General features: G+C 71.6%; 10 protein-coding genes. 6 read left to right on the top strand and 4 right to left on the bottom strand.

The window, feature by feature from the left end; translation table 11 throughout:
• Positions 1–138 precede the first annotated feature (138 nt).
• Entirely contained in the window at positions 139–963 is an 825-nt protein-coding gene (locus RM445_RS20245) for an IclR family transcriptional regulator (RefSeq protein ID WP_311558343.1), read from the top strand.
• A gap of 10 nt (positions 964–973) precedes the next feature.
• Here the strand turns inward: RM445_RS20245 and RM445_RS20240 are convergent, their stop codons facing one another.
• The gene (locus RM445_RS20240) at positions 974–1,765 is read right to left on the bottom strand and encodes a DeoR/GlpR family DNA-binding transcription regulator (RefSeq protein ID WP_311558342.1); all 792 of its coding nucleotides are present in this window, start codon (positions 1,763–1,765) and stop codon (positions 974–976) included.
• Positions 1,762–2,754, bottom strand: coding sequence for a LacI family DNA-binding transcriptional regulator (locus tag RM445_RS20235; RefSeq protein WP_311558341.1), 993 nt, complete (start codon positions 2,752–2,754; stop codon positions 1,762–1,764). Before RM445_RS20235 ends, RM445_RS20240 begins: the two co-directional genes overlap by 4 nt.
• 145 nt (positions 2,755–2,899) lie before the next feature.
• On the opposite strand from RM445_RS20235, the gene RM445_RS20230 reads away from it, so the two are divergent.
• The 5 genes from RM445_RS20230 (at position 2,900) to RM445_RS20210 (ending at position 9,358) form a co-directional block, all read left to right on the top strand.
• Positions 2,900–4,351 carry an FUSC family protein gene (locus RM445_RS20230; protein WP_311558339.1) on the top strand — a complete coding sequence of 484 codons (1,452 nt, stop codon included), beginning with the start codon at positions 2,900–2,902 and terminating at the stop codon, positions 4,349–4,351.
• 221 nt (positions 4,352–4,572) lie between these two features.
• Entirely contained in the window at positions 4,573–6,471 is a 1,899-nt protein-coding gene (gene iolD, locus RM445_RS20225; RefSeq protein ID WP_311558337.1) for a 3D-(3,5/4)-trihydroxycyclohexane-1,2-dione acylhydrolase (decyclizing), read from the top strand.
• Complete coding sequence (locus RM445_RS20220) at positions 6,468–7,418, top strand: TIM barrel protein (RefSeq protein ID WP_311558336.1); 951 nt, start codon at positions 6,468–6,470, stop codon at positions 7,416–7,418. Before iolD ends, RM445_RS20220 begins: the two co-directional genes overlap by 4 nt.
• Before the next feature lie 32 nt (positions 7,419–7,450).
• Positions 7,451–8,488 carry a Gfo/Idh/MocA family oxidoreductase gene (locus RM445_RS20215; RefSeq protein WP_311558335.1) on the top strand — a complete coding sequence of 346 codons (1,038 nt, stop codon included), beginning with the start codon at positions 7,451–7,453 and terminating at the stop codon, positions 8,486–8,488.
• 3 nt (positions 8,489–8,491) lie between these two features.
• Complete coding sequence (locus RM445_RS20210; protein ID WP_311558334.1) at positions 8,492–9,358, top strand: sugar phosphate isomerase/epimerase family protein; 867 nt, start codon at positions 8,492–8,494, stop codon at positions 9,356–9,358.
• A gap of 92 nt (positions 9,359–9,450) precedes the next feature.
• Here RM445_RS20210 and RM445_RS20205 read toward each other — a convergent pair whose 3' ends face one another.
• The gene (locus RM445_RS20205; RefSeq protein ID WP_311558332.1) at positions 9,451–10,665 is read right to left on the bottom strand and encodes an FUSC family protein; all 1,215 of its coding nucleotides are present in this window, start codon (positions 10,663–10,665) and stop codon (positions 9,451–9,453) included.
• A 343-nt stretch (positions 10,666–11,008) separates the two neighbouring features.
• Positions 11,009–11,857 (bottom strand): alpha/beta fold hydrolase, encoded by an 849-nt coding sequence (locus RM445_RS20200; RefSeq protein WP_311558330.1) that lies wholly within the window; start codon positions 11,855–11,857, stop codon positions 11,009–11,011.
• Positions 11,858–11,890: the final 33 nt, after the last annotated feature.

Here is an 11,890-nt window from a genome sequence, read left to right as displayed (position 1 = left end):
ACAAAGGTGTTCACGATCGCACAACCGCTGTCGAATGCCGAACATTTCGTCACTCATCGAGCCCAAAGGTGACTCGAATCTGCGCCGACCGGCTTTCTTCGCCTAAAGTCGCCGCGTCACTGCGGACGGAGGAAATGGATGGCGGGGAACTCGAACGAGCCGGGTCGGACGGTCACGAGCAAGCTCGCCGCCATCCTGGTCGCGTTCGCGAACGGCCGGGACTACACGCTGTCCGAGCTCGCCATGCACACCAACCTGGCGGTGTCGACGGTCCACCGGCTGCTCAACGATCTCGTGCGTACCTCCCTCGTCGAACGATCCGACGCCAACACCTACCGGCCCGGAACCTGCCTCCGCGAGATGCCGTACGTGGCGAAGGCAGCGACGCTGCGCGAGCGTGGGCCGTTCGTCGTGGAGGATCTCGCCGCCTCGCTGCACACCACCGCCCGCCTCGGTGTGGTCGAGGGCGTCGAGGTCGCCTACGTCGAGAAGAAGGCCGGGGTGGAGCCGGGCACGCTGTTCCCCAATCCCGCACGGCTGCCCCTCCACGCGACGGCCATGGGCAAGGCACTGCTCGCCTTCGGTCCACGATCCCTGAGCCGGGTCATCAGTGGCTGCGATCTTCCCCGGTACACCACCAGAACGCTGTCCTGCCCCATCGACCTGGAGCGCGCGCTGCAGAAGGTCCGGACGCACGGCTTCGCACTCAGTGACCGCGAGCTCCATCCGGGTGCCGGCGCCGTCGCCGTGCCGGTGTTCGACGTCGACGGGCGGGCGGTCGCCGCCATCGAGGTGGACGTCGCGAGCCCCGGACTGGAGGCGGTCGAGGTCGCTCTCCCTCCGTTGCTGACGGCCGCGCGCTGCCTCCGCCGGGAACTCACGTCCACCGTGTCGCTGCGCCGCGCGGTCGAGCCACACGGTCATCCGCTCGCCGCGGCGGCTCCGACCCGGATGCGGGCGTGAGCGACCCGCGTCAGTTCGCGATGTGCAGGGCGACACCGGCACGGTCGAGTGCGGCGGCGACGGGGGCCGGCGGCCATCCGTCGGACACCACAGCGGTGAGCCGGTTCAACGTGGCCACCAGCGCGGGTGCGGAGTCGGTGTAGGCCGTGGCCGGGGCCAGCAGGACCACCTCGTCGGCAATCTCGGCCAGCCCGCGCTCCACCCGGGCCTCGGCGGTGGTGCAGGCGTAGGTGCCGCGCAGGTCGACCGCGGCGGCGTCGAGGAAGAAGGTCCGCACCCGCAGCCCGGCGATCGCGTCGGTCGTGGCCGGGCCCACGAGCGCCTGCCGACGGCCCGTCAGTTCACCGCCCAGGACGACCAGCCGCGGACCGGCCGGCTCCCCGGCACGCTCGGCGAGCAGGTGCATGACGGGCATGGAGTGGGTGACGACCGACCCGGTGAAGTCCTCAGGCAGGGCCCGGGCGAGCTCGTAGGCCACCGGGCCTGCGTCGAGGGCGACGCTGTCGCCGGCGCCCACCAGCTCGGCCGCCCGGCGCGCCACGCGGCGGGCCCCGGCCCGGTCCTCGGCCGCACCCGGCCTGCGGACGTCGGAACCGCCGACGGCGAGCCCGACTCCCCCGTGCACGGTGCGGACGTGGCCGGTCATCTCGAGGCGCTGCAGGTCGCGGCGCACCGTCATGTGCGAGACGCCGAGCTCGCGGGCCAGGTCGGCGACGGAGAGGACACCGACCTCCCGCAGACGGGAGAGGACCCGGGCGCGACGGTGCGTCCCACCCTCGGAGCCGTGCAGGGCGTCCGTCACGGGGTCACCTCCGGTGCCGGACCGGTACTGGCCCGCACGATCAGCTCGGCCGGAAGTTCCACCGCGCCGCGCGCCGGGGTTCCGCGCAGGACGTCGAGGAGCAGGCCGACCGCGACCTCCCCCGCCTGCGCCATCGGCAGCCGGACGGTGGTCAGCCGCGGGGTGATCATCGAGGCGAGCGAGGTGTCGTCGAACCCGACGACACTGAGCCGGTCCGGCACGGGAACGCCCCGGTCGGCCAGCCGGCCGACCACCCCGGCCGCGACGTCGTCGTTATAGGCCAGCACCCCGCTCGCCCCGTCGGCCAGCACGAGGTCCGCCGCACGCACGCCGCCCGAGAACGTCGGTTCGAACGGGCCCAGCACGACGGCGGCGACGCCGAGCCGGGCGCAGGTCCGGGTGAACGCCTCACACCGGGCCCGGTTGGAGTAGTTGGCGGGGCCGGCGAGGTAGGCGAGGCGCCGGTGTCCGAGGGCGTGCAGGTGCTCGACGGCCGCCACCGCTCCGTCCGCGCTGGGCATCAGCACGGCCGGTACGTCCGCCAGATCGCGGTTGATCACGACGAGCGGGACCACGTCGGCGAGGGCGCGCAGGTCGTCGTCGTCCGTCGTCGGCGACAGCAGCAGGAGCCCGTCGACCTGCTTGGCCATGGCGTGCGCCGATCGGACGCCGTCGCTCGCCAGCCGCGCCGACGGGTCGTCGGAATCGGCGACGAACAGCGCGTAGCCGTCGCGCCGGGCCCGGTGCGACACCGCCTTCGTGACGACCGCGCAGAAGGCGACCGCCATGTCGGGCACCACCAGGCCGAGGTTGCCCGTGTTCCCCCTGGCCAGCGACCGGGCGACGGGGTGCGGGGTGTAGCGCAGGGCGTCCGCAGCGGTCAGCACGCGTCGCCGCGTCTCGACGGTGACCGACTCCGGCCGGGAGAACACACGGGAGACGGTGGCAGCCGACACGCCGGCCCGTGCGGCGACATCGCGAATAGTCATTGCACTCCTCGGTGGGGACCCTTAGAGTATGAAACCGGTTTCAGAAACAGTCAAGGGGGATGTGGTGCAGCCCAACGTTCCGCCGGGTCCACACGGCGCGGAGATCGTTCTTCCGTCCACCGTCGTGGCGGGGAATGATGCGGCCGTGGCCACCACCTGGCGCTCGTTCGGACGCCGGCTGCGGGGCCGGTTCTCGACGGCTGCTCTCCGTATTCGCCGTCGCTGGCGTTCCGCGGCCTTCCGCGCCGCTCGCCTCGCCGGCGCCGCCGTCGCGGCGTATCTGGCCGCCGAGGGGCTCGGCCTGGTCAACCCGCCCCCGCTGGTCGCCGCGCTGACGGCGCTGCTGGTCGTGCAGGCCACGGCGTCGAGCACGCTGTTCAGTGGCGTCGAGCGGGTGTTCGCCGTCGTCCTCGGCGTGGCGCTGGCGCTCGGGTTCGCCTCGGTCGTCGGCCTCACCTGGTGGAGCCTCGGCATCCTCGTCGCGGTCTCGATCGTCATCGGCCAGCTGATGCGCCTGGGACCGAACCTCATCGAGGTGCCGATCAGCGCGATGCTCGTGCTCGGCGTCGGGTTCACCGCGGGTGCCGAGGCGGCCGCGACGAGCCGGGCCGTCGAGACACTGATCGGTGCGGTCGTCGGGGTGCTGGTGAACGTCCTGTTCCCGCCCTCGGTGCGCAGCCGCTACGGGGGGCAGGCCGTGCAGCGGCTCGCCGAAGAGATTGCGGCGCTGCTCGAGGAGGCCGCCGAGGGCATCGGACCGACTCCCGGGACGCTGCCCACCCGGTCGGTCACCGACTCGGGCAACTTCTTCCCCACCGGCACCGGCTGGTTCACGATCCCCTCGGTGGACCGCACGTCCGGCGACCTCGGACTCACCGCCGATGCCACGCGCCGCTGGCTGGACGACGCGCGCCGACTGAACCGGCACGTCCCCGGCGTCGACCGTGCGCTCACCCACGCGGAGGAGAGCCGGCGGCTCAATGTCCGCGCGCTGGGCACTCCGGAGAGCACCCGCAGCCTGCGGGCCGGCCTCGAGGCACTCGAGATGGGCTCGGTGGCGGTGCGCACCCTCTTCCGGGCGATCGACGACTGGGTCCGCGGCGGGATGGTGGAACCGGACTCCGCGTACGCCGCGCGGGCCCGGGTCGCCTGGACCGAGCTGCTGACCGAGCTGGCGGCGGCGGTGCGCGCCTTCGGCGCCCTGCTGCGGGCCGAGGTCGAGGGCTCGGCGAAAGCAGAAGAGGCCGAACTCGACGACGCCCTGGACCGGCTGCGCCTGGGCCGGCTGCGCCACGTTGAGGCCCTGCTCGCAGACCCACGCGAACATCCCGATCTGTGGGAGCTCGACGGCGCCCTCGTCACGCTCGTCGACCGGATGCTGCTGGAGCTCGACACCGCCGCGCACGCCCGGTCGAGCGAGGAGCACCGTCGCGACGTCGTGGATCGGCACCGGGCGAGCGAGCTGTTCGACCGGCTGCGGACCCGGCGCGCGGAGCGGCGCAGGTCCGAGGGGCAGGCGCCCGCAGGTGAGGCGGGACATCCGCAGAGCGACGACCCGGGCGAGCAGAGATCGTCCCGTGACGAGGAGGCACCGTGACCTCACGGAGCGCCTTCTCGCTCAGCGGGAAGCGCTGACGTGCAACCGGTTACGAGGTGCACCGGGTGCGACTGTCGGTCCGATCCGGGTCTCACAGCGCGCACATCGGTGCGCCTACCGGGCCGGCGACAGGCGGCACGGCGCGTGCCGGGACACGCCCAGAAGCAGGCCGACCCGGGCGGACCGCCCGGGCGGGACGACGACCCGAGGAGGTCAGGCAGGTGGCAACGGTGCGACTGACCGTCGCGCAGGCGGTGGTGCGGTTCCTGGCGAACCAGTACAGCGAGCGCGACGGTGTGGAACGACGACTGATCACGGGAGCCTTCGGGATCTTCGGCCACGGCAACGTGGCGGGCGTCGGGCAGGCGCTCCTGCAGGCGGCCACCACGGGTGAGGCGGACCTGCCCTACTACCTGGCCCGCAACGAACAGGGCATGGTGCACGCGGCCACCGGCTACGCCCGCACGCTCAACCGGCTCCAGGCCATGGCCTGCACCGCGTCGATCGGTCCGGGCTCGACGAACATGCTGACCGGCGCCGCGGTGGCGACCACGAACCGCCAGCCGGTGCTGCTGCTGCCCAGCGACATCTTCGCTACGAGGGTCGGCAGCCCGGTGCTGCAGGAGCTGGAGCACCCGACCGGGTACGACATCCAGGCCAGTGACGCGTTCCGCCCGCTGAGCCGGTTCTTCGAGCGGGTGTGGCGACCGGAGATGCTGGCGCACGCCCTGCTCGGCGGGATGCGGGTGCTCACCGACCAGGCCGAGACCGGTGCAGTGACGATCGCGCTGCCGCAGGACGTGCAGGCCGAGGCGTTCGACTTCCCGGAGGAGCTGTTCGCGAAGCGGGTCTGGCACATCACCCGCCCCGCGCCCGACCCGGCCGCCGTCGCCCGCGCCGTCGAGGTGCTGCGCTCGGCGCGTAAGCCGCTGATCGTCGCCGGCGGTGGGCTGCTCTACAGCGAGGCCACCGAGCAGCTGCGCCGCTTCGCCGAGGCCACCGGCATCCCGGTGGCCGACACCCAGGCCGGCAAGGGCTCCATCCTCTGGGAGCACGCGCAGGCCGTCGGCGGGGTCGGGTCCACGGGCTCCCCCGTCGCCAACGCCCTGGCCCGCGACGCGGACGTCGTCCTCGGCATCGGCACCCGCTACAGCGACTTCACGACCGCCAGCAAGACTGCCTTCCAGAACCCGGACGTGCGGTTCGTCAACCTCAACGTCGCCTCGCTCGACGCCTTCAAGCTCTCCGCCGTCCCGCTGGTGGCCGACGCCCGCCTCGGGCTCGAGGCACTGACGGAAGGTCTGTCGGGCCACCGGGTCGACGACTCCTACGTGCAGGCCTACAGCGAGCACAAGGACCGCTGGAACGGCGTCGTCGACGAGGCCTACCACCTCGACCACCAGCCGCTCCCGGCGCAGACCGAGATCCTCGGGGCGCTCAACGAGCAGGTCGGACCGGACGCCGTCGTGGTCCAGGCGGCCGGCAGCATGCCCGGCGACCTGCAGATGCTCTGGCGCGCGCAGGACCCGAAGCAGTACCACGTGGAGTACGCCTTCTCCTGCATGGGCTACGAGATCGCCGGCGCGCTCGGCGTGAAGATGGCCGCGCCCGAACGCGAGGTCTACGCCCTCGTCGGCGACGGGTCATACCTGATGATGGCCCAGGAGATCGTCACCGCGGTGTCCGAGGGCGTCAAGCTGGTGCTGGTGATCGTGCAGAACCACGGGTTCGCCTCGATCGGCTCGCTGTCGGAGTCCCTCGGGTCGCAGCGGTTCGGCACCTACTACCGCTACCGCAACAACGAGTCCGGTCTGCTCAACGGCGACAAGCTGCCGATCGACCTGGCCGCGAACGTGGAGAGCCTGGGCGCCGAGGTGATCCGGTGCAAGGGCATCGACGAGTTCCGCGAGGCGATCGAGCGGGTCAAGTCGATCCCGCACACGGTCGCGATCCACATCGAGAGCGACCCGCTGGCGCCCGTGCCCAGCAGTGAGAGCTGGTGGGACGTCCCCGTCTCGCAGGTGTCCGAGATCGACAGCACCCAGGCCGCCTACAAGACCTACGAGGGCCACAAGGCCCGCCAGCGTCCCTACCTGACTCCTTCGGAGGGTGACCGATGACCGCGCCGAACCACTCACCGTCGGCACCGAACCTGGCCAAGCTGAGCCTGGGCACCGCGCCCGACTCGTGGGGCGTCTGGTTCCCCCGCGACGACCACCAGGTCGGCTGGGAGCAGTACCTCGACGAGGTCGCCCTGGCCGGCTACCTCTACACCGAGCTCGGCCCGCAGGGCTTCCTGCCGCAGGACCCGGGGCAGCTGCGCGACGAGCTGGCGAAGCGCAACCTCACCGTCACCGGTGGCACCGTCTTCGCCGGCCTGCACAAGGGCAAGGAGGCACTCGACAAGGCCAAGGAGGACTTCGGCCGCGAGGCGAAGCTCCTGCGTGAGGTCGGCGCCGAGTACCTCGTGCACCTGCCCGACCAGTACACCGACATGCACGGCGGGGCCCTGACCGAGTCGGCGGACATCGACCCCGAGCAGTGGCAGAACCTGATCTCCGGGACGAACGAGCTGGCGAATTACCTGCTGGAGGAGCACGGCATCAAGCTCGTGTTCCACCCGCACGCCGACACGCACGTCGACACCCAGGAGCGGGTGGAGCGGTTCCTCTCCGACACCGACCCGGAGCTGGTGAACCTCTGCCTCGACACGGGCCACATCTCGTACTGCGACGGGAACAACATCGAGATCATCGAGCGGTTCCCGGAGCGGATCACCTACGTCCACCTCAAGCAGGTCGAGCCGGCGGTCCGTGAGCGGGTCCGTCAGGAGAAGCTCTCGCTCGCGGAGGCCGTCCCGCTCGGCGTGATGTGCGAGCCGCCGTTCGGCGAGCCGGCCTTCCCGCCGCTGCTGGAGGCGCTGGCGAAGCTGGACCGGGAGATCTACACGGTCATCGAGCAGGACCTCTACCCCGTCGAACCGCACATCCCGCTGCCGATCCAGGCCCGCGCGGCCGGCTACATGCGCTCCTGCGGGCTCGGTCCCGTCCGGCGCTGGCCCTACTGAATCCCACTTCCCTTGAGCTGAAAGGACTTCCCATGACCCTCAACGTCGGCGTCATCGGCGTGGGCATGATCGGCCAGGACCACATCCGGCGCATCACGCACGTCGTCTCGGGCGCCCGCATCTCCGCGGTGACCGATGTGGACTTCGACCGGGCCAAGGCGGTCGCGGCGGACCTGCCGGCGGCCAAGGCGCTGCAGACCGGGCAGGAGCTGATCGACGACCCCGAGGTCGACGCGATCGTCGTCGCCTCGTGGGGCCCCACCCACGAGGAGTACGTGCTCGCCTCCATCGCGGCGGGCAAGCAGGTGTTCTGCGAGAAGCCGCTGGCCACCACCCGCGAGGCGTGCGAACGCATCCTCGACGCGGAGGTCGCCACCGGCAAGCGGCACGTCATGGTCGGGTTCATGCGCCGCTACGACGAGGCCTACCGGGCCATGAAGGCCACGATCACCTCGGGGGACATCGGCGCACCGCTGATGTTCCACTCGGGGCACCGCAACCCGAACGTCCCGCCGCACTACACCAGCGACATGATCATCAACGACACGTGCGTGCACGACGTCGACGTCGCCCGCTTCCTGCTCGACGACGAGATCGTCTCCGCCCGTGTGCTGACTCCGCGGAAGAACTCGCTCGCGAGCGACCACCTGACCGACCCGGTGCTGTTCATCTTCGAGATGGCGGGCGGTGCGCTGGTCGACGTCGAGGCGTCGATCAACATCCAGTACGCCTACGACATCCGCGGCGAGGTCGTCGGCGAGAGCGGCACGGTCGAGCTGGCCGAGACCAACAAGGTCGTGGTCAAGAAGGGCGGCCAGTGGGGCGGCCGGGTCGCCGAGGACTGGCGGGAGCGGTTCATCCGCGCCTACGACACCGAGTTCCAGGAGTGGATCGTCGCGGCGTCGAAGGGCGAGTCGACCGGCCCGTCGTCGTGGGACGGCTACGCCGCCACGGTGGTGTGCGCGGCCGGCCTGCAGGCGATGGAGAGCGGCGAGCGCGTCGAGGTGTCGCTGCGCGAGCAGCCGGACCTCTATAAGGTCACCGCCCAGGGCCCGACCGGGACGGACTGACCCATGGTGAAGATCGCGCTCGACACGCACATGTACCACGCCACCATGTCGGTGGCGGACCAGCTGCGGAAGACCGCCGACCTCGGGTACGAGTACGTGGAGCTCTCGCCCCGCGCCGACTGGTTCTTCTGGCACCGCTACCCGAAGGCCGACGACGCGCTGATCGCGGAGACGAAGAAGGCCATCGCGGAGACCGGCGTCAAGATCCACACGTTGGTGCCCGTCTACAACTGGTCGTCGCCGGACGAGCAGGAGCGCCGCGCCCACGTGCGGAACTGGCGGCGGTTGCTGGAGGTCGCCGCGGAGCTGGAGTGCCCCATCGTCAACTCCGAGCTGTCGGGCGACCCGAACCGGCCCGGCGCCTCCGAGCACGCGTTCTACGCGTCGATGGAGGAGCTGATCCCGGACTTCGAGCGGCACGGGATCGGCCTCAACCTCGAGGCGCACCCGTACGACTTCTCCGAGACCAACGACGACGCGGTGCAGATCATCCGGGGCATCAACAAGCCCTGGGTGAACTACGTGTTCTGCGCCCCGCACGCCTTCCACCTCTCCGACGGGGCGGGCGACGTGCGGCGGATGATGGAGTACGCCGGGCCGCAGCTGCAGCACCTGCACATCGCCGACTGCTTCAACCACCGGGCGAACATCGGCAACCGCTACATCATCAACCCGCCCGGGGTCGACGCGCGGATCCACCAGCACAACGAGATCGGCAACGGCGAGGTCAATTGGGACGAGTTCTTCTCGACCCTGCGCGACGTGAACTTCGACGGGGTGGCGACGGTCTGCGTGTTCGGCTGGGAGGAGGAGGCCGACGACATCCACCGGCGGATGCTGGAGCGGGTGAAGTCGGAGCTCCGCGTCTGAGGCGTTGTCAGCATGGTGGCTTTGCTGCGGTCGGAGTGCAGCAAAGCCACCATGCTGCGGTCCCCGACCCGCCCTGGGCGACCCGGGAGCGGTCAGTCGGCGAGGCGCGAGGTCGCGGCCTCCATCGAGTCGACCCAGCGGCGGACCTGCTTCGCGAGCGGGGCCTCGGAGTGCACGGTGGGCTCGACCTCGCGGGCGGCCGCGGCGATCTCCACCCGCAGCCGGTCCACGGCGGCCAGCAGCGAGCCGTGCTGGGACCACGCCGCCTCGTCGACCGTCGGGTCGACGGCCAGCAGCCCGGCGAGGCGGGTGCGGCGGTCGTCCAGCTCGGCCAGGCACTCCTCGACCTGCAGCCGGGCGGCCGCTGCCGGCTCGCCGCCGGCCGCGATGGGTGCGACGGCTGCGATCGCCGTCGCCGCGGAGGCGAGCACGTCGCCCAGCGCGTCGCGCTGCACCGGCGTGTAGGCCGCGGCCTGCTCGCCTTCGGGCACGAAGTACGTGCGGTCCAGGACGGCGCGAGCCAGCGTGCGCAGTGTCAGGTGGCAGCGTTCCAGCGCGGTCAGCGTGCTCCGGAAGCGCGGATGGGCGTCGCGGCCGCGGCGCCCGCGCGGGTTCATCCGCGCCGCCTCCTCCGCTCGGGTGACGGTCAGCTCGGCGCGCGACACCTCGTCGCGCACCGCGCGGGCCTCCCCCATCCAGTGGTCGGCGGCCGGGCGGGACCACGGGTCCCGCACGCCGTCGGCGAATCCACGGGCGAACCGCGCCATCCGCTCCGCGAGCTCGCCGATGGCCTCGCCGGCGGGCTGGAGGTACAGCGGCGGCGCGACGAGCATGCTCACCGCGATGCCGACCAGGGCACCGAGGATCGCCTCCTCGACGCGGGCGAGGCCGAGGGTACCTCCCCCGCCGACCTCCAGCAGCAGCATCGCGCTGATCGGCGCCTCGAAGAGGTGCGGCCCCAGTCGCAGCACCTTCCCCACGACGATCGAGCCGGCGACCACGGCACCGAGGCTCCACCACGTCAGGCCGACGAAGTGCGCCACGAGCACCGCGACCGCCACGCCGGCGAGCACGCCGCCGACGCGGCCGAGGCCGTGGACCAGGCTCTGGTAGAGGGTCAACTGGACGACCAGCAGCGCCACCAACGGCGCGACGATCGGGTGCTCGCTCAGGTGCAGCACCTCGGCGAGCATGTAGGCGGCGACGACGGCGAGCGTCACCTTGGCGGTGCGCAGGCCGGGCGTGCGGCCGCGCCGGATCAGGGTCGAGCGCAGGCGGTCCAGAACGGAACCGGCCAGGCGGGACATGGGGAACCTCCGGGCGTCGGACGGGTCTCGAGAGGGACGGCGTCGTCCGGCGGGCGGGTCTCGGGGTCGCGTGAATCGACGAGCCACTGTAGAGAAGTTAACTATCCCGATCACTGAATCGTGTCAGAACGGGGCTGAGTGAGAGCCGACTCACTAGGGCTCTCCGGCAGCACTCGCCGCCCCGGACGATCAACTTGGCTGATCGTCCGGGCGGTTTTCGGCCGGCCGGGGCCCGATTAGCCGCCGCACGATCAACCAGGCTGATCATGCGACGGTATTCGGCCGGCCTGGGCCCGAATTATCCCGGACGATCAGCTCGCGTCGGACCGGAGCAGGGCGGTGGTCACGCGGCCCAGCGGGCCCGGCGCCTCGGCAGGACGCGGCCGAGGAACTCCGACAGCGCCGCGGTGAACGCCTCGGGGTTGTCCTGGTTGCTGACGTGCCCGGCGTCGGGCACCACCACGTACTCGGCGTGCTCGTCGCGGGCGGCCCAGTCCCGGGTGCCGTCGACGATGTCGCCGATGCGGTCACCGTCGCCGTGCAGGAGCAGGGTCGGCACCGGCAGCCGGTAGGCCGGCTCGGGGTGCAGCGCGTGCTCCAGCAGCGACGCCAGGATCTGCACGACCTCACCGGTCGTGCGGTCGTCGTTGGCCTCCAGGACGTACTGCTGCACGTCGTCGTTCGGCGACGTGGCCTCGGCGGCCTGACGCATGAACTTCGCACGCCCGCCCAGTGTCATCGCCGTGAGCGAGGCGATGGTCATCGGCGCCGCCAGCGGGTGCCGCGGGGCGGTGTTGCAGGTCGAGTCGGCGACGACCAGCGCGGTCGCCCGGCCCGGCTCGCGGTGGACGATCTCCTGGGCGATGTTGCCACCCAGGCTGAGGCCGACCAGCACCACGGGCACACCCGCGGCCGCGTGCAGGCCGAGCTCGTCGAGCAGGGCCAGGATGTCGGCGACGGCGTCGTCGAAGCGGAACCGTCCGTCCATGGTCGACAAGCCGTGCCCGCGCAGGTCGGGCGTGACCACGCGGTAGCGGGTGGCCAGCGCATCGAACTGCGCGGCCCAGGCGCGGGAGTCGAGTGTGGCGCCGTGCAGGAACACCACGGACGGGGCCCTCTCGGGGCCCGCGATCCGGTAGCTGATCGTCGCGTCGGGGCGGACCAGCTCGCGTCGTTCCGGTACGGGGGACATCCGTTCACTCCTTCGTCGGGGCGCACCATGGAC

Origin of the sequence: Pseudonocardia charpentierae, assembly GCF_031845345.1 — a bacterium.
Classification (GTDB): Bacteria; Actinomycetota; Actinomycetes; order Mycobacteriales; family Pseudonocardiaceae; genus Pseudonocardia; species Pseudonocardia charpentierae.
The sequence above is the reverse complement of the archived record's forward strand: the minus strand, read 5'-3'. Positions and strand labels throughout refer to the sequence as shown.

Excerpts from the sequence above, each read along its gene's own strand:
- RM445_RS20245 (WP_311558343.1), top strand. The coding sequence starts at position 139 with ATGGCGGGGAACTCGAACGAGCCGGGTCGGACGGTCACGAGCAAGCTC.
- RM445_RS20235 (WP_311558341.1), bottom strand. The coding sequence starts at position 2,754 with ATGACTATTCGCGATGTCGCCGCACGGGCCGGCGTGTCGGCTGCCACC.
- RM445_RS20220 (WP_311558336.1), top strand. The coding sequence starts at position 6,468 with ATGACCGCGCCGAACCACTCACCGTCGGCACCGAACCTGGCCAAGCTG.
- RM445_RS20215 (WP_311558335.1), top strand. The coding sequence starts at position 7,451 with ATGACCCTCAACGTCGGCGTCATCGGCGTGGGCATGATCGGCCAGGAC.
- RM445_RS20210 (WP_311558334.1), top strand. The coding sequence starts at position 8,492 with ATGGTGAAGATCGCGCTCGACACGCACATGTACCACGCCACCATGTCG.
- RM445_RS20205 (WP_311558332.1), bottom strand. The coding sequence starts at position 10,665 with ATGTCCCGCCTGGCCGGTTCCGTTCTGGACCGCCTGCGCTCGACCCTG.
- RM445_RS20200 (WP_311558330.1), bottom strand. The coding sequence starts at position 11,857 with ATGTCCCCCGTACCGGAACGACGCGAGCTGGTCCGCCCCGACGCGACG.